Raw genomic sequence first — 24,907 nt, 5'->3', positions numbered from 1 at the left:
CTCACGCTGTTGCGCGGCCGGTACGAATGCGCGATGCTGGCGCAATGAGCGAGGCGCTGCAGGAGTTGATCGAGATCGCCGGCCGCCATGCGTACGGGCGGCGAACAAGAACGGCGCTTCCCCGTGTTTCGATCGGCCGCAGCGAAGTTGCCACGACGCCATCACCGGGCGTATGGGGATCGGGGATCTTATTCGTATTGCAGGGCGCAAAGACGGTTCTGATCGGCGACCGGGCTCTTCGTTACAATCCGGCCAGCTATTTCATCTACACTGTCGAGACGCCGACCATCAGCCAGATAGTCGAAGCGAGCGCGGCGCGTCCTTACCTGGCCATTGGCTTGACCCTTGACCTGCAGGCCGTCGCCGCGCTTCTCGTCGAGCACGCGCCGGCCCTCAGTGGCGACAGTTTCTCCACCTCTCCCGCTGATGACGATCTGCTCGACGCGTTGCGTCGAATGATGCGGCTGCTTGACCGGCCAGCGGAGATTGCCGTGCTCGCGACCATGATCGAGCGGGAGATGCTGTTTCGGCTCCTGCAAGGCCCCCAGGGCGGAAAACTTCGTGAACTTGCGCGCGCCGATAGCCATCTGTCCCGGATTGGCCGGGCGATCGCCTGGATCCGTTCGCATCCCCATCAGCCGGTCCGGGTCGGCGATCTGGCCGAGATCGCCCGTATGAGCAGTGCCGCATTTTATCGTCACTTCAAGGCGGCGACGGCCATGAGCCCAATCCAGTATCAAAAGCAAATCCGCTTGCTGGAAGCCCGCCATCTGCTGATTGCCCAGCCGGGCAACGTGGCGCGTGTCGCCTTCGCTGTCGGCTATGAGAGTGCTTCCCAGTTCAGCCGGGAGTATGCCCGCCAGTTTGGCTCGCCGCCTGCCCGCGACGCAGCGCGGCATTTGGCAGAAGGCGAAACGGCAATAGAGGTGATCTAAGGCTTGCGCTTCTTGCCAGTATCGCGCCGCTTCTCGCCGACCGCGACGGTCAGCGCCATAGCCAAAGCCATCGTCGCCGACAGCGAGCGGAAGCCGGCGAAATCGGCCTCGGCGACCTCGAACCAGACCCTGGCGAATTGGGCGAGCGGCGAAAAGGAGCTGTCGGTAATCGCCACGATCGGCACGCCTTGCTCCGAAATGACGCGCGCCTCCTCAATGGTGGCCGGGGCATAGGGCGAAAAGCTGATGGCGATCACGGCGTCCCTTGGAGAGGCAAAGCCGATCATCTCTGCATTGAGCCCGGCGGCCGATTCGATCAGCTGGTTGCGGATCTTGAGCTTGCCCAATGCATAGGCGATATAGGAGGCGACCGGGTAGGAGCGCCGCTTGGCCAGCACATAAATGGTTTCCGCCTTGGCCAGCACGGCGATCGCATCTTCGAAATGGTCTTCATTCAGCGTGCGCGAAATGTCGTTGAGCGAGGTGCTGGCCGCGGCGACAAAACCGTCGAAGATCGCGCGGTGGCCGGCGCCTTCCTCGGCCTTGGCGCGCAATGCCGCCAGCCTTTCATCATAGGATGAGTTGCGCTCGCGCAGGCGCTCCCGAAACACCAGCTGCAGGCTGGTGAAACCGTCAAAGCCAAGCTGCTGCGCAAAGCGGATCAGGGTCGAAGGCTGGACACCGGCGGAGGCGGCGATGCTGGCAGCGGTGCCGAAGGCTATATCGTCCGGGTTGTCGAGCGCATAGGCGGCGATCTGGGCGATACGTTTCGGCAGGCTCTGGCGCCGCTCCAGGATCGTCGCCCGCAGCGTCTCGAAATCGCGCGGCACCCGTTCGTCCATCGTCGCTCCGCCCAGGCTCATCGTCTGGTTCCCTCTGTGCCCCATCATAGCGGGCCTGTGCAAGAACACCATAAAAAATGAGACAAGCGTTCCATCTGCAAACAAAATGGACTAATTCATCCACACCAATTTTGCACACAGGGAGGCAAGCGGATGGTCGGGGTAGGTCTTATCGGCACGGGCTTCATGGGCAAGTGCCACGCCATTGCCTGGAACGCGGTCGGCACCGTCTTTCCCGATGTCGACAAGCCAAGGCTGGTCCATCTGGGCGAGGTCAACGAGGACCTTGCCAAACGCCGTGCCAGCGAATTCGGCTTCGCCAAGGCGTCCGGTGATTGGCGCGCCGTCGTCGACGATCCCGATGTCGATGTCGTTTCGCTGACCACGCCAAACCAGTTCCACCCGGAAATGGCCATCGCCATCCTCGAAGCCGGCAAGCATCTGTGGTGTGAAAAACCGATGGCGCCGAGTTTTGCGGAGGCGCAAGCGATGGCTGCGGCCGCGCAGAAATCCGGCAAGGTTGCGGCGCTGGGCTATAACTACATCCAGAACCCGGCGATCCGCCATATCGGCGCTCTGCTCGACGAGAAGATCATCGGCGAGGTCAACCATCTGCGTGTCGAGATGGACGAGGACTTCATGGCCGATCCGGAGGCGCTGTTCTTCTGGAAGCACGAGGCGGCGTCCGGTTACGGCGCGCTCGACGATTTCGCCGTGCATCCGCTGTCGCTCGTCGCCGTACTGTTCGGCCGCGTTGCCCGCGTCATGTGCGACATGGCCAGACCCTATGCCGACCGCCGCGTCGCCTCGGGCGGGCGCCGCGCGGTCGAGACCTATGACATCGCCAGCATCCTGATGCATCTCGAAAACGGCATCGCGGGCACGCTGCTGGTCAACCGTTCGGCCTGGGGCCGCAAAGGCCGGATCGCCATCCAGATTTTTGGTTCGAAGGGCTCAATCCTGTACGACCAGGAGCGGATGAATGAGTTCCAGCTCTATCTGACAGCCGACCGGCCGACCGAGCAAGGCTATCGCACCATCCTGGTGGCGCCGCACCATACGCCTTATGACGCCTTCCTGCCGGCGCCCGGCCACGGCCTCGGCTTCAACGACCTGAAGATCATCGAATGCCGGGAACTTTTGACGCGGCTTGCCGGCAAGCCGGCGCGGATCATCGACTTCGACGAAGGCCTGGAGATCGAGCGCACCGTGCACGCGATGGCGCGCTCGTTCGCGGAACAGCGCTGGATGGAGGTGCGGTAGTCTCCCGCTTGATAGGTTCTGGCATCCGCTTTTCGCGATGGTTGCTTCAATCGCCGGCAGCAGGGGCGTTCGTCTCCCAGCCGTTTACCCAGATCTGCCGCAACCGATCGCCTTCGCCCTTGAACCGTACCCCTGTTGCCCGGCAGTCCCTGATCCGGTCGCTGCGGAAATTGCGGATCGCCTGGCGCAACTCGCACCAGGCGACGATGTTGGCGGTTTCTGCGTAATAGATCAGGGCGATCGGGCGGATGAGGCGCTCGGAGGCGCGGCCAAGTTCGTCGCGATAGGATAGGTCCAGCTTCTCCTCGTCGCGGATGGCGCGCCGTACCAGCGCCAGATCGACCGCGCCGGCCGAAGGCGCGGCGAACCCCCATGCATGCAGCGCATTGGCATCGAATGTCTGGCGCAAAGGAGGCGGCACCGCGCCGGCGATCTTGTCGCTGACGCGTTTGGCCGCCTGCTTGAGCTCGGTGTCGCCCGTGCGCTCCAGCAGTGCGAGCGACAGAACGATCGCCTCCATTTCTTCGATCGAAAACATCAGCGGCGGCAGATCGAATCCGGGGCGCAGGACATAGCCGATGCCTCGCCCGCCCTCAATCGGCACGCGCATTGCCTGCAGCGCGGCAATGTCGCGATAGACGGAGCGCACCGTCACTTCCAGCCGCTCGGCCATCATGGCTGCCGTCACCAGTTGCCTGGCCAGCCGCACGATCTGGATGATCTCGAACAGACGCGACGCCTTGCGCATTTCCTCGCCCGCTTCGATCACAACTGACACTACATCGTCAGTTGAGCTGACCTATACCACTGCTTATCGAATTGAAAATCACACATTCCTCAGCGGCTTGACCGGTCGAGGCGACAGGCAACTGACATGGGTTATGCGGAAAATCTCTGGCTGTTCTTCCTCCTCCTGTTCGGCATCATCATCGTGCCCGGCATGGACATGCTTTTCGTGCTCGCCAATGCGCTGACCGGAGGCGGCAAGAGGGGGCTTGCCGCGACCGGCGGCATCATGCTGGGCGGCATGGCGCATACGCTGAACGGCGCTGTCGGCGTCGGTTTGCTGATGCACTTCGTGCCGATCCTCTACAATCCGCTGCTGATTGCCGGCGCTGCCTACATGGCCTTTATCGGCCTGACGCTGATGCGCAGCTCGATCAAGATCGGCCACGAGCGGCTAGCCGGCAGCCGCTCCACTTGGAAGGCGTTTCGCCAGGGGCTGGTGATCTGCCTGATCAATCCCAAAGCCTATCTCTTCGTCTTTGCGGTCTATCCGCAGTTTCTGAAGCCCGCTTACGGCCCGATCTGGATGCAGGCGTCCATCATGGGATTGATGACGATCGCCCTGCAGTTTGCCGTCTATGGTGCACTTGCCCTTACCGCCGGTCGCAGCCGCAATCTCCTGGTCGCCAATCCCCGGGCGACCGCATTTGCCGGCCGGACGGCCGGACTGCTTCTCGTTGCGGTTTCGGTACTAACCGCCTGGCAAGGTCTGAAGGCGGCGTGAAGTCCTGGCTTGAAATCAGGACCCCCGCCTTGTCCTCGCTGGCATCTTCGGCCTCGTCAGGCGGCTCCAGGACGGTCGGCGATCATGGCGCGGCGCACCGACCGGCGCCGCTCGACGGCGTCGGCAAGGCCGTGAAGCACCGTCTCGGTGGCTGCCCAGTCGATGCAGCCATCGGTGATGCTCTGGCCATAGACGAGCCGCTTGCCGGGCATGACGTCCTGCCGGCCGGCGACGAGATTGCTCTCGATCATGACGCCGATGATGCGCTCGTCGCCTGCCGCGACCTGGCCAGCCACGTCGGCCGCCACCCCTGGCTGGTTTTCCGGCTTCTTCGAGCTGTTGGCGTGGCTGACATCGATCATCAGCCGCGGCGCCACGCCGATCCGGCCGAGTTCCGCGCAGGCAGCAGCAATGCTGGCCGCGTCATAATTCGGCACAATACCGCCGCGCAGGATGACGTGGCAGTCCTCGTTGCCGGTGGTCGTCGCGATGGCGCTGCGCCCGCCCTTCGTCACCGCCATGAAATGATGCGGCTGGGCGGCGGATTTCACGGCTTCGGCGGCGATCCGCAAATTGCCGTCGGTGCCGTTCTTGAAGCCGACCGGGCAGGACAGGCCTGACGCCAGTTCGCGATGGATCTGGCTCTCGGTCGTGCGCGCGCCGATCGCTCCCCAGGCGACGAGGTCGGCAATATATTGCGGGGTGGCCATGTCGAGGAATTCGGTCGCCGCCGGCAGGCCGAGATTGTTCACGGCGGCGAGCACGTTGCGGGCCATCCTCAGGCCCTTGTCGATGTTGAAGCTGCCGTCGAGGTCGGGATCGTTGATCAGGCCCTTCCACCCGACCGTCGTGCGCGGCTTCTCGAAATACACGCGCATCACGATCTCCAGCCGGTCCGACAGGCTTTCACGCAGCGATGCCAAACGGCTGGCATAGTCTACGGCAGCGGCCGGATCGTGGATCGAACAGGGGCCGACGACGACCACCAGTCGGTCGTCGGTGCCGGTCAGCACGGCGTGGATGGCGTTGCGTGACGCGGCAACGGTGCGCGTTGCCGTCAGTGTGCGCGGTATTCCCGCATCACCTCGTCCGGCGTACTCAATTCCCTGATTTCTTTGACCCGAAGATCGTCTGTGGTGGTCAACACGGCTTTCTGCTCCTGATTGGGGAGACCTGCCGGCTGAGACAAAAAAGCCGCCAGATCTGGCGGCTGTTCGGATGTTGTTGCTGCAATCTTCAGATCGAGCGCAATCCTCCCGCCGCCAGCGAGCTCATAAAGTACCAATAGGTGGCGGTCAGGTTGATCATGACGGCTGATATAGTCGAAGCGGTTGCGTTTGTCACGTGCCTGGTGAGGAGGAGGTCTACTCCAGCCCATTCGCGATTGGCTGAAGCCCCCCGAACTTCGTCATCCCAGGGCGAAGCAGGAGCGGAGCTCCGTCGCGGAGACCCGAGGATGAGGAAGTGATGGGCGGCGTTCCGCTAGACTTGCCGGCGTTATTCCGGCGACGCCCCGGCGATATTCTGGTCGTAGTCGACAAGCGACCCGGTCATGACGCCGGACTGCGGGCTGATCATATAGCTGATCAACCGGGCAAGCTGCGCCGGCTTCACCAATTGGCCCATCGGCTGCGCGGCTTCGGCCTTCTCCAACCAGTCCTCCGGCGCGTCGTGCCATTTCTTCTGCACGATCGCCTCGCCTTCGGTGTCCATCCAGCCGGGCAGCACCGCATTGCAGCGGATGCGATTGCCGCGATAGGCGTTGGCGACATTCTTGGTGAGTGTCGCCAGCGCTCCCTTGCTCGACGAATAGGGCGCCAGGAACGACTGGCCGCAATGCGCCGACATCGACAACACGTTGACGATCGAGCCCGGTGCCTGGCGCGCCAGCAAATGCGCCACCACGCCCTGCATCAGGAAAAACGGGCCGCGCACATTGGTCTGGAATATCTGGTCGAAGAGATCCTCGGAGGTCTCGACCAGCGAGCCGCGAGCCGAGGTGGCAGCGGCGTTGACCAGCGCGTTGACGGTGCCGAAATGGCCAATCGCCGTTTCGACCGCACGCTTGCAGTCGGCCACCTTTGAAACGTCGGCGCTGATGAAGATGGCATCGACGCCTGCGCGCTTGAGAGCGGCGACAGCCTTGTCGCCCTTCCCTTGCGAGCGGCCGATCAGCGCCAGCGCCCGGCAGCCCTCATCGGCCAGCGCCTCGGCGACGGCGAAGCCGATGCCTTGTGCGCCGCCGGTAACGATGGCGCGTGTTTCGGGATTGCGACCGGCTGAACCGTTCATCGCCTTGCTCCTGTGCTTGATAGTCAGATTGTTTTATCGAGGCGGACGGTCTTGCCTTCCTTGGCCGATTTCAGCGCCGCATCTGCCAGCCTGAGCGCCACCAGCCCGTCCTTGCCGCTCGGCGCCGCCTTCGTGCCAGACGTCGCTGCCGCGATGAAGGCGGCGATCTCGTTGGCATAGGCGTCGAGATAACGGGTCATGAAGAAATCGTGCAGCGGCGGCCGTGTATAGCCTTTCTCATTGGCCAGTTCGATCGACACCGGCCGCTGGTTCTCGGCCGCAATCATGCCTTTCGAGCCATGCACTTCGATGCGCTGGTCGTAGCCATAGGTGGCGCGGCGCGAATTGGAGATGACGCATTGCTTGCCGGAGGCGGTTTCGAGGATGACGCTGACGCTGTCGAAGTCGCCGGCCTCGCCGATCTTCTTGTCGACCAGCACCGAAGCGTGCGCGCTGACCGCCACCGGCTCTTCGCCGAGAAGGAAGCGCGCCATGTCGAAATCATGAATAGTCATGTCGCGGAAGATGCCGCCCGAGCGGCCGATATAGTCGAGCGGCGGCGGGCCGGGATCGCGCGAGGTGATGGTCACCATTTCGACGGTGCCAATCGCACCGTCGTCGATAGCCTTGCGCACGGCGGCAAAATGCGGATCGAAGCGGCGGTTGAAGCCGACCATCAGGGTCGCGCCGGTCTTGTCGACGATGGCCAGGCATTGTTTCACCCTGCCGGCGTCGAGGTCGATCGGCTTTTCGCAGAAAATCGCTTTACCCGCTTTGGCGAAGCGTTCGATCAGATCGGCATGGGTATCGGTCGGCGTGCAGATGATGACCGCATCGATATCGCCGGCCTGTTCGATGGCATCGATGCTGCGCACTTCGGCGCCATAGGCAGCGGCCAGATCGGTCGCCGCCTTCTCGAAGGCGTCGGCAACTGCAACCAGCCTGGCGTCAGGATTGGAACCGACGGCGCGAGCATGGACCTTGCCGATACGGCCGGCACCGAGAAGAGCAAAGCGAAGAGGCATGAAGAATTTTCCTTTGAGGATGGTTCGGAAGGGAGGGCGTGTCAGCGCCTGTGGCTCGGCGTTGGCACTTAAGCCGCAAGTTCTGCCTGCCCGGTCTTGGCGCCGGTGATGTAGGAGACGATATCGTTGCCGTCGGTGTCCTGCTTGCGCAAATTGGCGACGATGCGGCCGCGCCGGAAAACGACGATGCGGTCGACCAGGTCGAACACCTGGCGCATGTTGTGAGAGATCAGGATCAGCGGCTCGCCATTCTCCTTCAGCGTGCGGATGATGTTTTCGACCTGCATCGTCTCCTGCACGCCGAGTGCCGCCGTCGGCTCATCCATGATGATGAGCTTGGAAGCAAAGGTCGCGGTTCTGGCAATTGCTACGCACTGGCGCTGGCCACCCGACATGTGGCGGATGGTGTTGGAAAGATTGGGGATCTTGACCGCTGTCCGGACCAAGGCTGCCTCGGTCGCCTTGCGCATGAACTTGCGATCGAGGATCGAGAAGGGCCCTAGATTGAACAGCACCCGCTCGCGGCCGAGGAACAGGTTCGACGGCACGTCGAGGTCGTCGGCCAGCGCCAGGTTCTGGAACACCGTCTCGATGCCCTCCTCGCGGGCTTCGATCGGCCCGGCGAAATTCACTTCCTTGCCGTCGAACCACATCCTGCCGCTGGTTCGCTGCTCGACGCCGGTGATCTGGCGCACGAAGGTCGATTTGCCGGCACCGTTGTCGCCCATGATGGCGACATGCTCGCCCTTGCGCAGCTCGAAGTTGGCACCCTCCAGCGCATGGACGCCGCCATAATACTTGGTCAGGTTTTCGGTCTTCAGGACGATGTCCGACATGATCAAGCCCTCATTGCCCGCAGGCGTTGGCGCCACTGGTCGAGAACGACTGCGCCGACGATGATCACGCCTTTGACCATCTCCTGATAATAGGCGTCGAGGCGCAGAAAGGTGAAGCCGGAGATGATGACGCCGAAGATCAGCGAGCCGATCACCGTCCCGATAATCGAACCGCGGCCGCCCGACAGCGACACGCCGCCGATAACCGCCATGGCGATTGCATCGAGCTCGTACATTACACCCATGCCGGCCTGGGCGGTGAGATTTTTCGAGCTCAGTACCACGGCGGCGAGCGCGGCCAGGACGCCGGCGATGACGTAGACGAGGATCTTGTGATTGGCGATGTTGATGCCGGACATGCGCGCGGCGTCCTCATTGGAGCCGATTGCATAGCAGTGCTTGCCATATTTGGTGTAGCTCAGGATCAGCTGGAACAGCACTGCGAGCGATAGGAAAATGATGACGGGCATCAGCCCCTTGCCGATGGCGGCGAAACTCTCGGTCGGAAACGAGATCGGCTGTCCCTTCGACCACCATTTGGCGATGCCGCGCGCGGTGACCATCATGCCGAGGGTGGCGATGAACGGCGGGATGCGCGTGTAGGCGATCAAAGCGCCGTTGACCAAGCCGGCCAGCAGGCCGCAGCCGATCGCGACCAGCACCGGCACGATCACCGGCAGGTCGGTCCAGCCTTGGGCGATGAACATCGCCTTGGGGTTCGGGTTGCCATTGACGGTCGCCACCTGGGCGAAGCTCATGGCTATCATCGCCGTGGCGCCGACGATCGAACCCGAGGAAAGGTCGATGCCGCCGGTAATGATCACCTGCGTCACGCCGATCGCAATGATCCCGACGATCGACACCTGCAGGATGATGATCTGCAGGCGCGCTTCGTTGAAGATCGCATCGATATTGTCGCGGGTATTGAACAGGAAGCTGTCGCCCAGGAAAACCCGGCCGATCAGCTCGAAAGCGCCGACCAGGATGACGAGCGCCAGGAAGACGTTGAATTCGGCCGGCCATGCGCGCCGCTTTGCATCATAGCTGAGCCCGCCGACGCCGTGAGATGTCTGTGCCAATCGTGCTTCCTCCGTCAGCCACGGTTCTCCTCTCGGCGCTGTTCAGGCCGAGAGGGAAAAAGCGGAGCGGCGCTGTCTTACTTTGGCGCGCCGCTCCGTATCGGACAGGTCCGCCTCAGTTCTTCTTCAGGAACTTGTCGATATTTGCCGGCGTGACCAGCTGGAACGGGATGTAGACCTTGTGCTCGACCTTCTCGCCCTTCGCCAGCTTGAGCGCTGCGTCAAGCGCGCCGGCACCCTGGCCGGCCGCGTCCTGGAACACTGTCGCATCGAGGTCGCCCGCCTGCATCGCCGCAAGCGCATCCTGGGTAGCGTCGACGCCGCCGACGACAACCGACTTCATGTCGATGTTGGCGGCCTTCATCGCCTGGATGGCGCCGATGGCGCTTTCGTCATTATTGGCGATGACGCCGTCGAACGGCTTGCCGGTCGACAGCCAGTTGGTCATCAGGTTCTGCGCTTCTTCGCGCTTCCAGTTCGACGTCTGCTTGTCGATGATCTTGATGAAGCTGCACTCCGGCGTGGCGATCACGTCGTCAATGTCCTTGGTGCGCTGCACCGCCGCCTGGTTCGACAGCTCGCCCATGATCACATAGACGTTGGCCTCTTTCTTGCCGGCCTCCTTGAACAGGCGGCAGACCTCCTTGGTCTCAAGCGTGCCGGAATCGGCTTCGTTCGAGGCGACGAAGGCCTGGTTGTCGGGCAGCGTGTCGACGTTGACCGGCTCGCGATTGACATAGACCAGTGGAATCTTGGCAGCGGCGGCTGCATCCGACATCGCCTGGGTGGCCGAGGTGTCGACCGGGTTGACGATGATGGCGTCAACGCCCGACGCGGCGAAGTTCTTGATCTGGTCGAGTTGCTTGGCGACGTCGTTCTGCGCATCCTCCACCTGCAGCTCGACGCCGTCCATGCCCTTGGCCTGCTCAATCATGCCGTTGCGCAGCACGGTGAGAAAATTGTCGTCGAACAATGCCATCGACACGCCGATCTTGGCAGCAAAGGCCGACGAACTCATCAGCGCCGCGAACGCGACGCCCAAAAGCAGTTTTTTCATTTTATTTCTCCTCCACATTGGTGTCCGGCTGCACCGATCTACCCGGAATCCCCGATCTCGCAGGGAATTCTCTCCCGATTGCCATTTTTAGTTCCGGAGGCATTTGCCTGAAACAGATCTTCCGGAACGAAAGAACCAAAATGCTCAGCTGGTGAAATATTTATTCCATTTCGCGTGGGCGTCAAGCGAGATTTCGCCATGAGGAATGGATTTTCGGCATTTCGGGCGCTTTTAGACCGATGCTCAGGCAAGTCAGGCCTGAAAGTGTTCTGATAGATTACATCATGTCTGCCGCCGATGACCGCGACGTCAGATGTTTTCCGGCAGATAAATGTCGAAGGGCAGAAAGGTCTGGCCCGGCGCATTCGCAGCGCCGGTCTCGATGGCATGCGCCATCAGCCCGACAAGCTCGCGGCAAAGCGCTGCCAGTGGCGTCGAGATCACCATCGTCAGGAAATTATCCGCCAGCGCCGCGCGCGAGTCCGGCGTGATCTCGTTGCAGACGACCGCCGGCATCTCAGCCGGCTTTGCCTCCCTCAGCGCCGAGATCGCGCCTTCCATGCCGCCACCGGCGACATAGCAGCCGGCGAGATCGGGGTGGCGGGCCAGAAGCTCGATCATTGCATCATGCGTGATCTGGTTCGCCTCCAGATTGACCAATGTCTCGAGTAGAGTGAATTCCGGCGCCTGCTCGCGAAAGAAGGAGCGAAAACCGATCTCGCGAAGTTCATGGCCGTGGAAGCGATGGCTGCCGACGAACAGGGCGACCTTGCCAGGTTTCTTCGCGGCCTTCGAGATCATCCAGGCAGCGGTGCGGCCGACCTTGCGATTGTCCAGGCCGACATAGCCCTCGCGAATACCGGACGCAAAGTCGGAAAGCAGGGAGAACACCGGTACGCCATTGGCTTTGAGAGCCTCGACGGCGACCGTCAGCGTCGGGTGATCAGGCCCGACCAGGGCGACGGCCCTGGATTTGGCGGCCAGCTTGCGCATCCGCTCGACGATCTCGTCCGGCGCCAGCGAAGCGGCGAAGTCGATGGTCGCCACGCCGCGAAAGCGCGGCGACTGCGACACCGCCAGTTCAAGCTCGCGGGCAAATTCACTGTAGAAGACGTCCTCCCGCCGCAACAGCAGGAACCCGAGCCGGTATTCGGGCAATTCATGGCGCATCCGCTGCTTGATCAATCCGGCTGCGTGATAGCCGATGCTGGTCGCGGCCTCATAGACGCGGCGCGCGGTTTCCTCGCGCACCGGCAAGCGGTTGTTCAGCACCCGGTCGAGGTGGCAACGCTGACCCCCGAAATGCGTGCCAGGTCGGTGATCGTCGGCCGTTTCGCCATCGCTGCCTCACTCTACTGTCAGGCTCCCTTTACACCATTCTGATGGAAAATGATAGAAACTATCTTTGTGATATTGAGCCTATCGGGGCTCGGCGTTATTTTGAACGCTGACAGAATATGATCGAGGCCTCCGCCATGGTGGATATTGGACTCCGAACCGGGAATACGAGCTCCGCAGCAGCGTCCCAACGCGACTACAGCCTGATCGGCCGCGACGCGAAGCTTGCCGTCGAGAGCGGGCTGGCGGCGGCCGAGTGGTATCACACCGACGTGCCGCGCAAGCAAATGAAGGAGCTGATGCAGCGCTCCGACGGCCCGGCGATCCGCGATACCATCATCTGGCTCGGCGCCATGATCCTCAGCGGCGCCGGCGCCGCCTGGTTCTGGGGCAGTTGGTGGTGCGTGCCGTTCTTCTTCGTCTATGGCGTCCTCTACGGCTCCTCCACCGATTCACGCTGGCACGAATGTGGCCACGGCACCGCTTTCAGGACGCAGTGGATGAACGACGCGGTCTATCAGGTCGCCTGCTTCATGATCATGCGCAACCCGGTGACCTGGCGCTGGAGCCATACGCGCCACCACACCGATACCATCATCGTCGGCCGCGATCCGGAGATCTCGGTCATGCGTCCGCCAGATCTGCTGCGCGTCGTGCTCAACTTCGTCGGTATTCTCGATGCCTGGCATGCGATGAGCGACATGCTGCGCAATGCGGCCGGTATCATCAGCCCGGCCGAAAGAACCTTCATTCCCGACCAGGAGCAGCCGAAGGCAATCCGCATTGCTCGCATCTGGACGACAATCTATGCCGCGACCATTGCGCTGGCGCTCTATACCGGCTCGTTCCTGCCACTGATGCTGGTCGGTCTGCCCAGGCTTTACGGTGCCTGGCACCATGTCATGGTCGGCCTGCTGCAGCATGGCGGCCTGGCTGAAAACGTCACCGATCACCGGCTCAACAGCCGCACCGTCTACATGAACCCGATAAGCCGCTTCATCTACTGGAACATGAACTACCACGTCGAGCATCACATGTTTCCCATGGTGCCCTATCACGCGCTGCCCAGGCTACACGAACTGATCAAGCACGATCTGCCGGCGCCGACACCGTCCATCCTGGCCGGCTACCGCGAGATGGTACCCGCCTTCCTGCGCCAGCTGCGCAATGAGGATTATTTCATCATGCGCGAACTGCCGCCGACGGCGAGGCCCTATCGCGAGGATTTCCACAACGATAACGCTGCCGCTGCGGTGGCTGCCGAATGACAAGCCCATGCCGATGCACCAAGAATCGGGGAAAGCGCAAATGAGCGACTGGGTCGAGGCTTGTGACGCGGGGGACATCGACGAAGAGGACGTGATGCGCTTCGACCATGGCGGTCGCACCTTTGCCATTTATCGCAGCCCCGACGACGAGTATTTCGCCACCGACGGGCTTTGCACGCATGAGAAGGTGCATCTGGCGGACGGGCTGGTGATGGACGATATCATCGAATGCCCGAAGCATAATGGCCGCTTCAATTACAAGACTGGGGCTGCCAGGGGCGCGCCGGTCTGCGTCGATCTAAGAACCTATCCGGTCAAAGTCGACGCCGGCAAAGTCCTTGTCCGGATCGGTTGATGATGACGAAGGGAATGGTCATCATTGGCGCCGGCGAATGCGGCGGGCGCGCCGCCCTTGCGCTGCGCGAGCTCGGCTTTAATAGACCGGTGACGCTGGTCGGCGACGAGCCGCATCTGCCCTATGAGCGGCCGCCGCTGTCGAAAGACGCGATGATCGCCGACGCGCCCCTGATCAAGGCGATCGCCAGTGAGGCGGTCCTGGCCGAAAGATCGATCAGGCATGTCCACTCGGTCCAGGCGGTGGCGATCGACCGCGCGGGGCATGTCGTGCGCCTCTCGGACGGTTCCGTCCTGACTTACGACAAGCTCCTGCTGGCGACCGGTTCGGTGCCGCGCAAACTGGCGATGCCGGGCCTTGGCGGGCGCTGCGTCTATCTGCGGACCTTCAACGACGCGCTGGCCATTCGCGCCCATCTCAGCGCCGGAAATCGCGTCGCCATCATTGGCGGCGGCTTTATCGGGCTTGAGCTTGCGGCGGCGGCACGCAGACTGGGTGCGGCGGTCACAGTCATCGAGGCGCAGCCGCGCATTCTGATGCGCGGCGTGCCGGCCGAGATCGCCGAGATCATCCATCAGGCGCATGAAGCCGAAGGCGTGAAAATCCTGTGCGGCGAGGGCATCGCCGCCATTGCCGATAATGGCGCCGAAGTGCACGTCGTGCTTGCCGGTGGACACGACATTGTCGCCGATCTTGCCGTGATTGGCATCGGCGCCGTGCCGGTGACCGGACTTGCCGCGGAGGCAGGGCTGACCATCGACAATGGCATCGCCGTCGACGCCGAGCTTCGCACCAGCGACCGGGATATCTTTGCCGCCGGCGATTGCTGTTCGTTTCCGCTCGCCATCTATGGCGGCCGGCGCGTGCGGCTCGAAGCCTGGCGCAATGCACAGGAGCAGGGCGCGCTCGCCGCTAGGAATATGCTTGGCGCCGGCGAGTCCCATGCGGCGGTGCCGTGGTTCTGGTCGGATCAGTACGGCCTGACCTTACAGATCGCCGGCCTGTCGGACGAAGGCCGCAGCATCGCGCGCCGCGACCTCGGCGACGGCGCCTTCATCCTGTTCCACCTCGCCGAGGACGGCAGGCTGGTTGCGGCAAGCGGCATCGGCCCCGGCAACGCGGTCGCCCGCGACATAAGGCTGGCCGAGATGCTGATTGCAAAGCAGGCAAAGCCGGCGCCGGAAGCGCTAGTCTCGCAGACCGTCAAGTTAAAGTCGCTGCTGGCGGCTTGAGCTGAGGCGCCGCCGTCGGACCTGGTGCCAGCAGTTGCTTTGCCCGTCAGCTATCCTCTTCGTCAAAAATGGCTTCGATATCGCGGGCGCCGTGCAAGATACGCTCGATGCGCACGGCATCGCCTTCAACAGTGTAGAAAATCATGTGCCTGCGGAAAGCAATCGACCGTAAGCCGGGCCAGAGGTCAGGGCGGGGAGCGCCGCCGCGTGGCGCATCGGCAACACGGCCACACCGTTCCCTGAGGGCTACGATGAAGCGCATGGCGGCGGCAGGGTTCTCGGCGTGAATATAATCGCCAATTTGCTCAATGTCTTGTGCGGCGGCAGGCGCGAATATGACCGCCATTTATTTGCGGCTTTTGCCGCTGTACTTGGCTTCCAGCCTGTCAAAAACTTCGTTAGCGGGAATACCGGGGCCGCTTTCGACACCGGCCCGGATGTCCTCGCGAAGCGCCGCAAGCTTGGCTTTCCGCTGCTCCTCGCGCTCCTCTAGCAATCGCAAACTATCACGCAGAACTTCGCTGGCGCTGGCATAGCGGCCGCTCGCGACCAGTTCGCGCACCAGCGTCTCATAGCGAGAGCCGATGTTGTAGCTTGATGGCATGGCCAATCCTTTCTCAACTTATCGGATGATATCAATTTATGATAAGTCGGCCAGCCAAAAATGTGCCAGTTGATATATCGTGCCCCCCGGGCCCGGACGAACTCGAGAGCGTCCTTTGCTCGCCTTAAAACAGCGCCCTCAGCTCCGGCAGCTTGTCGTTGACTAGCCAGCCGTAGTAATTTTCCTCAGGCAGCTTTTCCGGCTCGCCCGCAGCGCGGCGCTTGTCGTTCTCGGCCTTCAGCGCATAGGCGCGCTGTTCGGGATTGCCGACATTGTAGAGCGTCGACGTGATGCCGGGATTGCCTGAGATGTCGAAGCCGGCAATGCTTCTATAGGCGTCGATCGACTTCCTTATCGTCGCCGCGACATAAGGCAGCGTCAGGTCAGGGTCCATGATCGTCTTGTAGACCGCATTGGGGTCGCCGACGTCGAGCTGCGGCAGGCCGGAAACCTTGTGCACGAGGTCGCTCATCTGCAGTGCCGTCAGCGGATTGAGCTGGCCAAGGCCAAAAGTCTGGCCGGCATAATAAGGCTGGAAGAAGGTGGCGCCGAAGCGGTCGTTGGGAAAGCTCTCGCCGTTGACGGTTTTGCCGCGGAACGACCGGTTCCACACCTGTTCGCGGCACTCCCACAAATCGTAGCTGTCGGACTTCCCTGCACATTTGGCAAATTGCGGCCGTTGCACGAAATCGGTGATGTCCTCGCCATCGTAGGCAAAGGAGAGCTTGCTCGACAGATACGAGATCGCCTTGACGTAATAGGTCTGCAGCCGGTCATAGGCATCGACATTATAGGTATGCTCGCCGACGATGGCGCCGACGATATGCATTGGGTCGATGTCATAGGCCGCGGCTGCCTGCTTGATCTTGCCGCGCAGCTCGGCATCGTTCTGGAGCAGCGCAAAGACTTTTCGGTATTTCGCCTGGAACGTGGTGTTGGTCGCCTGGGTGCGCCGGCTCGATGCGCCCGGTATACCGGGCTGCTCGGTGTTGCGGTTGCCCGGCGGCACCATCGTTGCCGCTTGCGCGGCGAACATGGCTGCCGCCAGCGTCAGCCCCAAAATGACGAGGATCAGTTTTTTCATGCGCCGCCGCCCAAATAGTCGCCGGCAAACTAGGTAATGCTCCATCGGGAGTCGAGAGACGCCTGCACCCGACGGGACGAAAGCTTGCCGGATGCTTCCATTTGGCCACACCTCGGGAATGCTGGGCCAAATTGGGGAGGCCGGAGCAATTCCCGACCTCTTCGAGACTGAAGCATCTCCTACAGGATGAAACGCGACAAGTCCGTGTTTCTGGAGAGGTCGCCGACGTGCTTCTCGACATAGGCGGCATCGATGGTCACCGAGGTGCCGTTGCGGTCCGGCGCGTCATAGGAGATATCGTCCAGCACCCGCTCCATCACCGTCTGCAGCCGCCTGGCGCCGATGTTCTCGACGCTGGCGTTGAGGTCCACGGCGATGCCGGCCAACGAATCGATGGCGTCGTCGGTGAAGACCAGGTCGACGCCTTCGGTCTTCATCAGTGCGATATACTGCTTGATCAGGCTGGCTTCGGTCTCGGTGAGGATGCGGACGAAATCGTCCTTCTCCAGCGCCCGCAGCTCGACGCGGATCGGCAGGCGGCCCTGCAATTCCGGCAGCAGGTCGGAGGGCTTGGCGACATGGAACGCGCCCGAGGCGATGAACAGGATGTGGTCGGTCTTCACCGGTCCGTATTTGGTTGCAACCGTGGTGCCTTCGACCAGCGGCAGCAGGTCGCGCTGCACACCTTCACGCGAAACACCGGCACCGATGCCGCCTTCGCGCGAGGCGATCTTGTCGATCTCGTCGAGGAAGACGATGCCGTCGTTCTCGGTCGATTCGAGCGCCCTGCGCACCACTTCGTCCTGATCGAGCAGCTTGTCGGACTCGTCGCTGATCAACAGCCCGTAGGACTCCTTGACCGTCGTCTTGCGCAACTTGGTCTTCTTGCCGCCCATCGCTTTCGACAGCATGTCGTTGATGTTGAGCACGCCGATATTGGCGCCCGGCATGCCGGGGATCTCGAAACCGGGCATGCCGCCATTGCCGGTATCGGCCACTTCGATCTCGATCTCCTTGTCGTCGAGCTCGCCGTCGCGCAGCTTCTTGCGGAAACTGTCACGGGTGGCCGGGCTCGCCGTCTTGCCGACAAGCGCTTCGAGCACCCGTTCCTCGGCGTTGATGTGGGCACGCGCCTTGACATCCTCGCGCATCTTCTCGCGCACCAGCCCGATGGCGATCTCGACCAGATCGCGAATGATCTGCTCGACATCGCGGCCGACATAGCCGACCTCCGTAAACTTGGTGGCTTCGACCTTGACAAAAGGCGCACCGGCAAGGCGTGCCAGGCGGCGTGAAATCTCGGTCTTGCCGACACCGGTCGGGCCGATCATCAGGATGTTTTTCGGCATCACCTCTTCGCGCATCTGGCCTTCGAGCTGCTGGCGGCGCCAGCGATTGCGCAAGGCAATCGCCACGGCGCGCTTGGCGTCTTTCTGGCCGATGATGAAGCGGTCGAGTTCCGAAACGATTTCGCGGGGAGAGAAGGTGCTCATGTTCACTAAATTCCACTTTGCCACTGCCGAATGGACTCGAACGGATGCAGCAGCATGATCACGTTGAGTGTCAGATTGTCCCGGATGAGATAGCCGACACCGAATTCGAAGATGAGGGCGAGGGTTACGATCACCCATATAGGAAGCCTTCGCGCCATGACAAACCCCAGCACCATGGCCAGCGTGTCCGACACCGAATTGATGATGCTGTCGCCACAATAGTCGAGCGAGATCGTGCCGGCACGATAGCGATCGATGATGAAAGGGCTGTTCTCGAGCAGCTCCCAGCCGCCCTCTATAACCACCGCAAAGGCCAGCCTGAGCCCGATCGGCGAGCGCGGGAAAAGGAACCACGCCAGCGAATAGAACAGGAAGCCGTGAATGATGTGCGAGAAGCTGTACCAGTCGGAAATATGCTGGGAATTCTCGGAGCTCTGCACGATGCCGTGCCACAGCTTGACGTAGCCGCAGGTACAGATCGGCGTCCGCCCCATGCCGTAGAGAGCCCCGGCCTGGAAGATGACCAGGCCGAGAACCAGCAGAAGCCCCATTCGCCAGCTGTCTTCGTAGGCCGAAACGGTTTTGTCGCTGGAAACGCTCATGCTGCTATTGCCCCTCTTCTGCGTCACCCTGTTCGGCGTCACCCTGTCCGGCATCACCCTCTGGGGCATCAATCGCCATCAGCACGGCATCGCCATATTCCGACTTCCTGCGATCGATAGCCCTGAAACCGGCCTTTTCATAGGCACGGATAGCCCGTGCATTGGCGGGGTCCGGGTCGATGATCACGCGCGGCGTACCTTCCTCGAAAAGCTGCTCGACGAACTGCCGGACGATCGCCGCGCCGTGGCCGATCCCGACAAGCTCCGGCACGCCGATCGACAGATCGATGCCGAGCGTGCCGAACGGCTGGTCGCTATAGGGATGGCCGTCCTCCAGATGCGGATCGTAGCTCTGCAAATAGCCGATGGGCTTTCCGTCGAGCTCGACAATCAGCGGCTCGACCGAAATGCTGTCGATATGTTCGCGGATCTCCGCAATCTCGGTCTCTGGGTCGTTCCACCATTCGGCGACATGCGGCTCTGCAAGCCAGCCGGCGATCATCGGCAGGTCCCTCTCGGTCACCGGCCGAAAACTATAGCGGAGGCTCCGCTCAGGCGGCATCGAGAGTTTCGACGACGAAGCTGTTGTTGGTGTAGACGCAAATGTCTGACGCGATCTGCATCGCCTTGCGGGCGATCTCCTCGGCGTCCTTGTCGCTATCCATCAAGGCGCGTGCCGCTGCCAGCGCGTAATTGCCGCCCGAGCCGATGGCCATCACGCCAAATTCGGGCTCCAGCACGTCGCCGGTGCCGGTCAGCGCCAGCGACACCGACTTGTCGGCCACCAGCATCATCGCTTCCAGCCGCCGCAAATAGCGGTCGGTGCGCCAGTCCTTGGCGAGCTCGACGCAGGCGCGTGTCAGCTGGTCGGGATATTGTTCGAGCTTGGCTTCGAGCCGCTCGAGCAGCGTGAAGGCATCGGCAGTGGCGCCGGCAAAGCCGGCGATGACGTTGCCGCTTTTGCCGATGCGGCGCACCTTCTTGGCGTTGCCTTTCATGATGGTCTGGCCGAGGCTGACCTGGCCGTCGCCGGCGATCACCACCTTGCCGCCCTTGCGCACGGTGAGGATGGTCGTGGCATGCATGGTCAGTTCATTCGACATTTTCTGCTCCGATCAGCACCGATCCCATCGAGGCGATCGGCGCGTACGAGTGACTTGATCGGCCATATGTATGCATAGGCCCGACGATTGCAAACCGGCCATCCGCCGGGCCGGACTGTGCTTCGCAGCGGTAACTGGCAATCGCCGGATCATGCTGCTAGAAGGCTTTCGTTTTCAGGCATGTGAACGCCTGAATCGTGCAAAATCTGAGACAAGGATGAGGTTATGGCGCCCCGTTCCGCCGAGATAAGCCGCAAGACCAGGGAAACCGACATCTCCGTGTCGGTTCAGGTCGACGGCTCGGGCAAATCCGACATTTCGACGGGCGTCGGCTTCTTCGACCATATGCTGGACCAGTTGTCGCGCCATTCGCTGATCGACATGACCGTGAAGGCCAAGGGCGACCTGCACATAGACGACCACCACACGGTCGAGGATACGGGCATCGCGCTCGGCCAGGCGCTGGCCAAGGCATTGGGCGAGCGGCGCGGCATCATGCGCTACGCCTCGATCGACCTCGCCATGGACGAGACACTGACGCGGGCGGCAATCGATGTCTCCGGCCGGCCTTTTCTGGTCTGGAATGTTTCATTCTCGTCGCCGAAGATCGGTACCTTCGACACCGAGCTGGTGCGCGAATTCTTCCACGCGCTGGCGCAGAATGCCGGCATCACGCTGCATGTCACCAATCATTACGGCGCCAACAACCACCACATCGCCGAGACCTGCTTCAAGGCCGTGGCGCGTTCGCTGCGCTCGGCACTTGAGCGCGACCCGCGCCAGCCGGATGCGATTCCCTCCACCAAGGGATCCCTGAAAGGATAGCGTCATGGCCATCTATGTCGTGATGGAGCCGCCAGGCCGCAGCGAAAGCGTGGACACCACCTTTGTCCGTGACGGCTTTGCCTGGCTCGGCTTCCTGCTGCCGCCTCTGTGGCTGGCCTGGCACCGGCTGTGGGTCGAGGCGGCATTGGCGTTTGTCGCCATGGGCCTGCTCTCGATCCTGGGCGAAAGGGTGGGCCTCGAAACAACCGGCTCGCTTTTATCCCTGCTTGTCATGCTCTTTGTCGGACTGGAAGGGCAGGGCTTGCGGATCGCAGCCCTGCGCCGTCGCGGCTGGCATGAATGGGGCGTGATCGAAGCCGACAGGCTCGACGACGCCGACATCCGCTATGTGGTGGAAGCCGATGCGGATTCGAATGCACAAGCTCCTGCGCAGCGCATCGTCCCCGACGCAGCACATGCCCGGCCGGCGCAGATGGGCCTGGCGCTGGGGCTGAACCATATTCCGGGAAAGCCCTGAGATGAGGGTCGCGATCATCGACTACGGGTCGGGCAATCTGCGCTCGGCCACCAAGGCCTTCGAGCGTGCCGCGCATGAAGCCGGCATTGCCGCCGCGATCGAGCTCACCGCCGATGCCGAGCGGGTCAGGACCGCCGACCGCATCGTCCTGCCCGGCGTCGGCGCCTATGCCGATTGCGCCGCTGGACTGCGCGCGGTCGCCGGCATGTGGGAAGCGGTGGAGGAGGCGGCGATCGCCAAGGCTCGGCCGTTCCTCGGCATCTGCGTCGGCATGCAGCTGATGTCGGAGCGAGGCCTGGAGAAGACCGTCACAAAGGGCTTTGGCTGGATCGCCGGCGACGTCAAGGAGATCACGCCGGCCGATCCGACACTGAAGATTCCGCAGATCGGCTGGAACACGATTGACCTGAAGCGCAAGCATCCGCTGTTTTCCGGCATTGCGACGGGCGGCAAGGGACTGCACGCCTATTTCGTCCACTCCTACCATCTCGATGCACGGAAGGAGGATGAGGTGCTGGCGGTTGCCGACTATGGCGGCCCGGTAACGGCCGCTGTCGCCCGCGACAACCTAGCCGGAACGCAATTCCACCCCGAGAAGAGCCAGGCGCTGGGCCTGGCGCTGATCACCAATTTCCTAGGCTGGAGGCCCTGAATCATGAGCAAGAAGGGCTATTGGATGGCAATGGTCGATGTCCACGATCCCGAGATCTACAAGCAGTACATCGAGGCCAATGCCGCGGCTTTCGCGAAATACGGCGCGACGTTCCCGGTGCGCGCCGGGCGGTATACCAGCCCGGAAGGGCCGACAGGCAATCGCCACGTGCTGGTGGAATTCGAATCCTATGAAAAGGCGATGGAATGCTACGGCTCGCCTGAGTACCAGGAGGCCTTGAAGTACAGGCTCGCCGGCTCGGCCGGCCACTTTGTCATCGTCGAAGGCGCCTGAAGGTGATTCTGTTTCCGGCGATAGACCTCAAGGACGGCAAATGCGTGCGCCTCAAGCACGGCGACATGGCGACCGCGACGATCTACAATGAAGATCCGGCCGCTCAGGCGCGCGCCTTCGAAGAGCAGGGCTTCGAATGGCTGCACGTCGTCGACCTCAACGGCGCCTTCAAGGGCCAGAGCGTCAACAGCGCGGCGGTCGGCGCCATCCTCAAGGCGACGAGTAATCCGGTGCAGCTCGGCGGCGGCATCCGCACCTTGGCGCAGATCGAGGACTGGCTCGACCGTGGGCTGGCCCGCGTCATTCTTGGCACCGTGGCGGTGCGCGATCCGGATCTGGTCAGGCAGGCCTGCAAGGCATTCCCGGGCAAGATCGCCGTCGGCATCGACGCCAAGGGCGGCAAGGTCGCGGTCGAAGGCTGGGCCGAGGCCTCGAGCCTCGGCGTCCTCGAACTGGCGAGGAAATTCGAAGGCGCCGGCGTCGCCGCCATCATCTACACCGACATCGACCGCGACGGTGTGCTGACCGGCATCAACTGGGACGCCACCATCGATCTCGCCGAGGCGGTGTCGATCCCGGTCATCGCCTCGGGCGGGCTCGCCTCGATCGCCGACATCGTGCGCATGACCATGCCCGATGCGCAGAAGCTCGAAGGCGCGATCTCCGGCCGCGCGCTCTACGACGGCCGCATCGATCCGGCCGAGGCACTGGCGATCCTGCGCGGCAAGCCGATGGCAGGGGCGTCATCATGAAAGTCTCGATTATCCTCGCTCCTTACGACAGCGGGCACTATCACGAAGGGTGCGGCGAGGGGCCGGACGCCATCGTCGGCGGTGGGCTCGTCGAAGCCCTGACCGTGGCTGGCCATGACGTCGCCGTCGAAGATATCGGCAAGGTTGGAGACGAGCAGGGGCGCGAAATCGCAACCGGCTTTGCCGTCTGCAACGCCGTCGCGACCAAGGTTAGCCTCGCCCGCGATGGAGGACGCTTCCCCATTATCCTTGCTGGCAATTGCCTGACCGCCGCCGGTGCGGTCGCCGGTGAAGCCGCGGATTCGATAATCTGGATCGATCAGCATGGCGATCTCAACACGCCGGAGACGTCGGCCTACGGCTTTCTCGACGGCATGGCGCTGGCGGCGACGCTCGGGCTCTGCTGGCGTCCGATGGCGGCAGCGATTCCGGGGTTCCGGCCGATAGACCCGGCGCGCTGCATGCTGGTCGATGCCCGCGACCTCGATCCCGACGAAAAGCGCCTGCTGGAAACCTTGCCGATCGTGTGCAGCGAATGTGCCGGTGCACTCGATAGAGTCGGAAAGCTCACAGCGGCAGGGGCGGTTCGGGGACATCTGCATCTCGACCTGGATGTCCTCGATCCGGATGTGTTGCAGGTGAACCGCTACACGCATCCGGGCGGTCCGAGCCCGGAACAGCTACGGCAGCTTGCCTGCGGACTGGCCAGGTCCATCCCGATTGTCGGCGTGACGCTCTCGGCCTACGACCCGGCCTTTGATTCCCAGTCTGAGGTTCCGCCCGTCGTCGGCCTGTTGCTTGTCGATTTTCTTGCGGAGATCGGGAGGATCTGATGCTGAAAGCCCGCGTCATTCCCTGTCTCGACGTCAAGAACGGCCGCGTCGTCAAGGGTGTCAATTTCGTCGACCTGGTCGATGCCGGCGATCCCGTCGAAGCGGCAAAAGCCTATGACGCGGCCGGCGCCGACGAGCTCTGCTTTCTCGACATCACCGCCTCGTCGGAAAACCGCGAGACCATTTTCGATGTCATCGCCCGCACCGCAGAACAGTGTTTCATGCCGCTGACCGTTGGCGGTGGCGTCCGTCAGGTCGCCGACATCAGGAAGCTGCTTCTGGCCGGCGCCGACAAGGTGTCGATCAACACGGCGGCGGTGAAGACCCCCGATTTTGTCGCCGAGGCTGCCGACAAGTTCGGCAACCAGTGCATCGTCGTCGCCATCGATGCCAAGAAAGTGTCCGCTGCGGGCGAGGCCGATCGCTGGGAGATATTCACCCATGGCGGCCGCGAGAAGACCGGCATCGATGCCGTCGAGTTCGCTTGGCGAGTGGTCGATCTCGGCGCCGGCGAGATCCTGCTGACATCAATGGACCGCGACGGCACCAAGGCCGGCTACGACATAGCGCTTACCCGCGCGGTCGCCGACGCCATACGCGTGCCGGTCATCGCTTCCGGTGGCGTCGGCACGCTCGACCACCTAGTCGAAGGCATTCGCGACGGCCACGCCGGCGCGGTGCTGGCGGCGTCGATCTTCCATTTCGGCACCTACAGCATCGCCGAGGCCAAGCTGCATATGGCTCAGGCCGGACTGCCGATGCGGCTGGACTCGCCGGGTAATCGGTCCTAGAGCCTTTCCGGCTAAGAAGAGGCTGTAAATGCCGTCATGACTGAGTTCTCGCTCTCCGATCTGGAGAAGATCATTGGCGAACGCGCACGTTCCGGCGATCCGGATTCGTGGACGGCCAAGCTCTTTCAGCGCGGCATGAGCAAGGCAGCGCAGAAACTCGGCGAAGAGGCGGTCGAAACGGTGATCGCAGCCGTCAGCGCCGATAGGGCCGCGCTTGTTTCGGAAAGCGCCGATCTCATCTATCATTGGCTTGTCGTTCTCGGCATAGCGGACATTCCGCTGAGCGATGTGCTCAACGAGCTTGAACGCCGCACCGGGCGTTCGGGCATCGCCGAAAAGGCGTCTCGGCTGGACCGGGGCTGAT

28 protein-coding genes and 2 pseudogenes are annotated in these 24,907 nt (G+C 62.5%); 14 read left to right on the top strand and 16 right to left on the bottom strand.

Features of this window, described 5'->3' with window-relative positions:
- The first annotated feature begins 44 nt into the window (after positions 1-44).
- On the top strand, positions 45-935 hold the full coding sequence (locus NKJ46_RS07095) for an AraC family transcriptional regulator (RefSeq protein WP_352663535.1): 891 nt from the start codon (positions 45-47) through the stop codon (positions 933-935).
- Here the strand turns inward: NKJ46_RS07095 and NKJ46_RS07090 are convergent.
- Entirely contained in the window at positions 932-1,777 is an 846-nt protein-coding gene (locus NKJ46_RS07090; protein ID WP_352663941.1) for a MurR/RpiR family transcriptional regulator, read from the bottom strand. The genes NKJ46_RS07095 and NKJ46_RS07090 overlap by 4 nt on opposite strands.
- A gap of 153 nt (positions 1,778-1,930) precedes the next feature.
- Here NKJ46_RS07090 and NKJ46_RS07085 point away from each other — a divergent pair, with 153 nt between their 5' ends.
- A complete protein-coding gene (locus NKJ46_RS07085; RefSeq protein WP_352663533.1) occupies positions 1,931-3,040 on the top strand; it encodes a Gfo/Idh/MocA family protein in 1,110 nt (369 codons plus the stop codon).
- A 46-nt stretch (positions 3,041-3,086) separates the two neighbouring features.
- Here NKJ46_RS07085 and NKJ46_RS07080 read toward each other — a convergent pair whose 3' ends face one another.
- The gene (locus NKJ46_RS07080) at positions 3,087-3,788 is read right to left on the bottom strand and encodes a helix-turn-helix transcriptional regulator (RefSeq protein WP_352663939.1); all 702 of its coding nucleotides are present in this window, start codon (positions 3,786-3,788) and stop codon (positions 3,087-3,089) included.
- Between the two features lie 126 nt (positions 3,789-3,914).
- Here NKJ46_RS07080 and NKJ46_RS07075 point away from each other — a divergent pair, with 126 nt between their 5' ends.
- Positions 3,915-4,550, top strand: coding sequence for a LysE family translocator (locus NKJ46_RS07075; protein ID WP_352663531.1), 636 nt, complete (start codon positions 3,915-3,917; stop codon positions 4,548-4,550).
- A 56-nt stretch (positions 4,551-4,606) separates the two neighbouring features.
- Here the strand turns inward: NKJ46_RS07075 and NKJ46_RS07070 are convergent.
- The 7 genes and pseudogenes from NKJ46_RS07070 to NKJ46_RS07040 form a co-directional block, all read right to left on the bottom strand.
- Positions 4,607-5,697, bottom strand: a pseudogene (locus NKJ46_RS07070) (3-deoxy-7-phosphoheptulonate synthase).
- A 350-nt stretch (positions 5,698-6,047) separates the two neighbouring features.
- Complete coding sequence (locus NKJ46_RS07065; protein WP_352663529.1) at positions 6,048-6,842, bottom strand: SDR family oxidoreductase; 795 nt, start codon at positions 6,840-6,842, stop codon at positions 6,048-6,050.
- Between the two features lie 23 nt (positions 6,843-6,865).
- The gene (gene iolG / locus NKJ46_RS07060) at positions 6,866-7,867 is read right to left on the bottom strand and encodes an inositol 2-dehydrogenase (RefSeq protein WP_352663527.1); all 1,002 of its coding nucleotides are present in this window, start codon (positions 7,865-7,867) and stop codon (positions 6,866-6,868) included.
- Between the two features lie 68 nt (positions 7,868-7,935).
- Complete coding sequence (locus tag NKJ46_RS07055; protein ID WP_352663525.1) at positions 7,936-8,703, bottom strand: ATP-binding cassette domain-containing protein; 768 nt, start codon at positions 8,701-8,703, stop codon at positions 7,936-7,938.
- Positions 8,704-8,705: 2 nt separating this feature from the next.
- Positions 8,706-9,782, bottom strand: a complete 1,077-nt coding sequence (locus tag NKJ46_RS07050) for an ABC transporter permease (RefSeq protein WP_352663523.1) — start codon at positions 9,780-9,782, stop codon at positions 8,706-8,708.
- 115 nt (positions 9,783-9,897) lie between these two features.
- The gene (locus NKJ46_RS07045) at positions 9,898-10,839 is read right to left on the bottom strand and encodes a sugar ABC transporter substrate-binding protein (RefSeq protein WP_352490485.1); all 942 of its coding nucleotides are present in this window, start codon (positions 10,837-10,839) and stop codon (positions 9,898-9,900) included.
- A 309-nt stretch (positions 10,840-11,148) separates the two neighbouring features.
- A pseudogene (locus NKJ46_RS07040) lies at positions 11,149-12,179 on the bottom strand (LacI family DNA-binding transcriptional regulator).
- Between the two features lie 117 nt (positions 12,180-12,296).
- On the opposite strand from NKJ46_RS07040, the gene NKJ46_RS07035 reads away from it, so the two are divergent.
- The 3 genes from NKJ46_RS07035 to NKJ46_RS07025 are packed head-to-tail and all read left to right on the top strand — an operon-like array spanning position 12,297 to position 15,032.
- Positions 12,297-13,445 carry a fatty acid desaturase family protein gene (locus tag NKJ46_RS07035; protein ID WP_502903369.1) on the top strand — a complete coding sequence of 383 codons (1,149 nt, stop codon included), beginning with the start codon at positions 12,297-12,299 and terminating at the stop codon, positions 13,443-13,445.
- 40 nt (positions 13,446-13,485) lie between these two features.
- Positions 13,486-13,800, top strand: a complete 315-nt coding sequence (locus NKJ46_RS07030) for a MocE family 2Fe-2S type ferredoxin (protein WP_352565657.1) — start codon at positions 13,486-13,488, stop codon at positions 13,798-13,800.
- 2 nt (positions 13,801-13,802) lie between these two features.
- Positions 13,803-15,032 (top strand): NAD(P)/FAD-dependent oxidoreductase, encoded by a 1,230-nt coding sequence (locus NKJ46_RS07025; protein WP_352663935.1) that lies wholly within the window; start codon positions 13,803-13,805, stop codon positions 15,030-15,032.
- A 46-nt stretch (positions 15,033-15,078) separates the two neighbouring features.
- Here the strand turns inward: NKJ46_RS07025 and NKJ46_RS07020 are convergent, their stop codons facing one another.
- From NKJ46_RS07020 to hslV, 7 genes are all read right to left on the bottom strand, one after another.
- On the bottom strand, positions 15,079-15,378 hold the full coding sequence (locus tag NKJ46_RS07020) for a type II toxin-antitoxin system RelE/ParE family toxin (RefSeq protein WP_352663520.1): 300 nt from the start codon (positions 15,376-15,378) through the stop codon (positions 15,079-15,081).
- A complete protein-coding gene (locus NKJ46_RS07015) occupies positions 15,379-15,636 on the bottom strand; it encodes a type II toxin-antitoxin system ParD family antitoxin (RefSeq protein WP_352663518.1) in 258 nt (85 codons plus the stop codon).
- Between the two features lie 124 nt (positions 15,637-15,760).
- Positions 15,761-16,720 (bottom strand): DUF1402 family protein, encoded by a 960-nt coding sequence (locus tag NKJ46_RS07010; protein WP_352663516.1) that lies wholly within the window; start codon positions 16,718-16,720, stop codon positions 15,761-15,763.
- 179 nt (positions 16,721-16,899) lie between these two features.
- On the bottom strand, positions 16,900-18,213 hold the full coding sequence (gene hslU / locus NKJ46_RS07005; RefSeq protein ID WP_254815924.1) for an ATP-dependent protease ATPase subunit HslU: 1,314 nt from the start codon (positions 18,211-18,213) through the stop codon (positions 16,900-16,902).
- A gap of 5 nt (positions 18,214-18,218) precedes the next feature.
- The gene (locus tag NKJ46_RS07000) at positions 18,219-18,815 is read right to left on the bottom strand and encodes a DUF2585 domain-containing protein (RefSeq protein WP_352663514.1); all 597 of its coding nucleotides are present in this window, start codon (positions 18,813-18,815) and stop codon (positions 18,219-18,221) included.
- A 4-nt stretch (positions 18,816-18,819) separates the two neighbouring features.
- Positions 18,820-19,377: a GNAT family N-acetyltransferase gene (locus tag NKJ46_RS06995; protein ID WP_352663512.1), complete on the bottom strand. Its 558-nt coding sequence runs from the start codon at positions 19,375-19,377 to the stop codon at positions 18,820-18,822.
- Positions 19,367-19,918: an ATP-dependent protease subunit HslV gene (gene hslV / locus NKJ46_RS06990; protein WP_352663510.1), complete on the bottom strand. Its 552-nt coding sequence runs from the start codon at positions 19,916-19,918 to the stop codon at positions 19,367-19,369. Before hslV ends, NKJ46_RS06995 begins: the two co-directional genes overlap by 11 nt.
- 225 nt (positions 19,919-20,143) lie before the next feature.
- Between hslV and hisB the strand changes: the two genes are divergently transcribed.
- The 8 genes from hisB to NKJ46_RS06950 are packed head-to-tail and all read left to right on the top strand — an operon-like array spanning position 20,144 to position 24,906.
- Positions 20,144-20,743, top strand: coding sequence for an imidazoleglycerol-phosphate dehydratase HisB (gene hisB / locus NKJ46_RS06985; protein WP_352663508.1), 600 nt, complete (start codon positions 20,144-20,146; stop codon positions 20,741-20,743).
- Between the two features lie 4 nt (positions 20,744-20,747).
- Positions 20,748-21,221 carry a DUF2628 domain-containing protein gene (locus NKJ46_RS06980; RefSeq protein ID WP_352663506.1) on the top strand — a complete coding sequence of 158 codons (474 nt, stop codon included), beginning with the start codon at positions 20,748-20,750 and terminating at the stop codon, positions 21,219-21,221.
- Between the two features lies 1 nt (position 21,222).
- The gene (hisH, locus tag NKJ46_RS06975; RefSeq protein WP_352663504.1) at positions 21,223-21,873 is read left to right on the top strand and encodes an imidazole glycerol phosphate synthase subunit HisH; all 651 of its coding nucleotides are present in this window, start codon (positions 21,223-21,225) and stop codon (positions 21,871-21,873) included.
- A gap of 3 nt (positions 21,874-21,876) precedes the next feature.
- The gene (locus tag NKJ46_RS06970) at positions 21,877-22,167 is read left to right on the top strand and encodes a DUF1330 domain-containing protein (RefSeq protein ID WP_352663502.1); all 291 of its coding nucleotides are present in this window, start codon (positions 21,877-21,879) and stop codon (positions 22,165-22,167) included.
- A 2-nt stretch (positions 22,168-22,169) separates the two neighbouring features.
- Positions 22,170-22,919 (top strand): 1-(5-phosphoribosyl)-5-[(5-phosphoribosylamino)methylideneamino]imidazole-4-carboxamide isomerase, encoded by a 750-nt coding sequence (gene hisA, locus NKJ46_RS06965; protein WP_352663500.1) that lies wholly within the window; start codon positions 22,170-22,172, stop codon positions 22,917-22,919.
- The gene (locus tag NKJ46_RS06960; protein WP_352663498.1) at positions 22,916-23,752 is read left to right on the top strand and encodes an arginase family protein; all 837 of its coding nucleotides are present in this window, start codon (positions 22,916-22,918) and stop codon (positions 23,750-23,752) included. The genes hisA and NKJ46_RS06960 overlap by 4 nt, the downstream gene beginning before the upstream one ends.
- On the top strand, positions 23,749-24,543 hold the full coding sequence (hisF, locus tag NKJ46_RS06955) for an imidazole glycerol phosphate synthase subunit HisF (protein ID WP_352663933.1): 795 nt from the start codon (positions 23,749-23,751) through the stop codon (positions 24,541-24,543). Before NKJ46_RS06960 ends, hisF begins: the two co-directional genes overlap by 4 nt.
- A 36-nt stretch (positions 24,544-24,579) precedes the next feature.
- Positions 24,580-24,906 (top strand): phosphoribosyl-ATP diphosphatase, encoded by a 327-nt coding sequence (locus NKJ46_RS06950; RefSeq protein WP_352576337.1) that lies wholly within the window; start codon positions 24,580-24,582, stop codon positions 24,904-24,906.
- The last annotated feature ends 1 nt before the right edge of the window (position 24,907 follow it).

It is taken from the genome of Mesorhizobium sp. M0166 (genome assembly GCF_040322255.1).
Taxonomy (GTDB): domain Bacteria; phylum Pseudomonadota; class Alphaproteobacteria; order Rhizobiales; family Rhizobiaceae; genus Mesorhizobium.
The sequence above is the reverse complement of the archived record's forward strand: the minus strand, read 5'-3'. Positions and strand labels throughout refer to the sequence as shown.

What these genes read in the sequence shown, in the direction of transcription:
- NKJ46_RS07095 (WP_352663535.1), top strand. Translation starts at nt 45, where the DNA reads ATGAGCGAGGCGCTGCAGGAGTTGATCGAGATCGCCGGCCGCCATGCG.
- NKJ46_RS07090 (WP_352663941.1), bottom strand. Translation starts at nt 1,777, where the DNA reads ATGGACGAACGGGTGCCGCGCGATTTCGAGACGCTGCGGGCGACGATC.
- NKJ46_RS07085 (WP_352663533.1), top strand. Translation starts at nt 1,931, where the DNA reads ATGGTCGGGGTAGGTCTTATCGGCACGGGCTTCATGGGCAAGTGCCAC.
- NKJ46_RS07080 (WP_352663939.1), bottom strand. Translation starts at nt 3,788, where the DNA reads ATGCGCAAGGCGTCGCGTCTGTTCGAGATCATCCAGATCGTGCGGCTG.
- NKJ46_RS07075 (WP_352663531.1), top strand. Translation starts at nt 3,915, where the DNA reads ATGGGTTATGCGGAAAATCTCTGGCTGTTCTTCCTCCTCCTGTTCGGC.
- NKJ46_RS07065 (WP_352663529.1), bottom strand. Translation starts at nt 6,842, where the DNA reads ATGAACGGTTCAGCCGGTCGCAATCCCGAAACACGCGCCATCGTTACC.
- iolG (WP_352663527.1), bottom strand. Translation starts at nt 7,867, where the DNA reads ATGCCTCTTCGCTTTGCTCTTCTCGGTGCCGGCCGTATCGGCAAGGTC.
- NKJ46_RS07055 (WP_352663525.1), bottom strand. Translation starts at nt 8,703, where the DNA reads ATGTCGGACATCGTCCTGAAGACCGAAAACCTGACCAAGTATTATGGC.
- NKJ46_RS07045 (WP_352490485.1), bottom strand. Translation starts at nt 10,839, where the DNA reads ATGAAAAAACTGCTTTTGGGCGTCGCGTTCGCGGCGCTGATGAGTTCG.
- NKJ46_RS07035 (WP_502903369.1), top strand. Translation starts at nt 12,297, where the DNA reads ATGATCGAGGCCTCCGCCATGGTGGATATTGGACTCCGAACCGGGAAT.
- NKJ46_RS07030 (WP_352565657.1), top strand. Translation starts at nt 13,486, where the DNA reads ATGAGCGACTGGGTCGAGGCTTGTGACGCGGGGGACATCGACGAAGAG.
- NKJ46_RS07025 (WP_352663935.1), top strand. Translation starts at nt 13,803, where the DNA reads ATGACGAAGGGAATGGTCATCATTGGCGCCGGCGAATGCGGCGGGCGC.
- NKJ46_RS07020 (WP_352663520.1), bottom strand. Translation starts at nt 15,378, where the DNA reads ATGGCGGTCATATTCGCGCCTGCCGCCGCACAAGACATTGAGCAAATT.
- NKJ46_RS07015 (WP_352663518.1), bottom strand. Translation starts at nt 15,636, where the DNA reads ATGCCATCAAGCTACAACATCGGCTCTCGCTATGAGACGCTGGTGCGC.
- NKJ46_RS07010 (WP_352663516.1), bottom strand. Translation starts at nt 16,720, where the DNA reads ATGAAAAAACTGATCCTCGTCATTTTGGGGCTGACGCTGGCGGCAGCC.
- hslU (WP_254815924.1), bottom strand. Translation starts at nt 18,213, where the DNA reads ATGAGCACCTTCTCTCCCCGCGAAATCGTTTCGGAACTCGACCGCTTC.
- NKJ46_RS07000 (WP_352663514.1), bottom strand. Translation starts at nt 18,815, where the DNA reads ATGAGCGTTTCCAGCGACAAAACCGTTTCGGCCTACGAAGACAGCTGG.
- NKJ46_RS06995 (WP_352663512.1), bottom strand. Translation starts at nt 19,377, where the DNA reads ATGCCGCCTGAGCGGAGCCTCCGCTATAGTTTTCGGCCGGTGACCGAG.
- hslV (WP_352663510.1), bottom strand. Translation starts at nt 19,918, where the DNA reads ATGTCGAATGAACTGACCATGCATGCCACGACCATCCTCACCGTGCGC.
- hisB (WP_352663508.1), top strand. Translation starts at nt 20,144, where the DNA reads ATGGCGCCCCGTTCCGCCGAGATAAGCCGCAAGACCAGGGAAACCGAC.
- NKJ46_RS06980 (WP_352663506.1), top strand. Translation starts at nt 20,748, where the DNA reads ATGGCCATCTATGTCGTGATGGAGCCGCCAGGCCGCAGCGAAAGCGTG.
- hisH (WP_352663504.1), top strand. Translation starts at nt 21,223, where the DNA reads ATGAGGGTCGCGATCATCGACTACGGGTCGGGCAATCTGCGCTCGGCC.
- NKJ46_RS06970 (WP_352663502.1), top strand. Translation starts at nt 21,877, where the DNA reads ATGAGCAAGAAGGGCTATTGGATGGCAATGGTCGATGTCCACGATCCC.
- NKJ46_RS06960 (WP_352663498.1), top strand. Translation starts at nt 22,916, where the DNA reads ATGAAAGTCTCGATTATCCTCGCTCCTTACGACAGCGGGCACTATCAC.
- NKJ46_RS06950 (WP_352576337.1), top strand. Translation starts at nt 24,580, where the DNA reads ATGACTGAGTTCTCGCTCTCCGATCTGGAGAAGATCATTGGCGAACGC.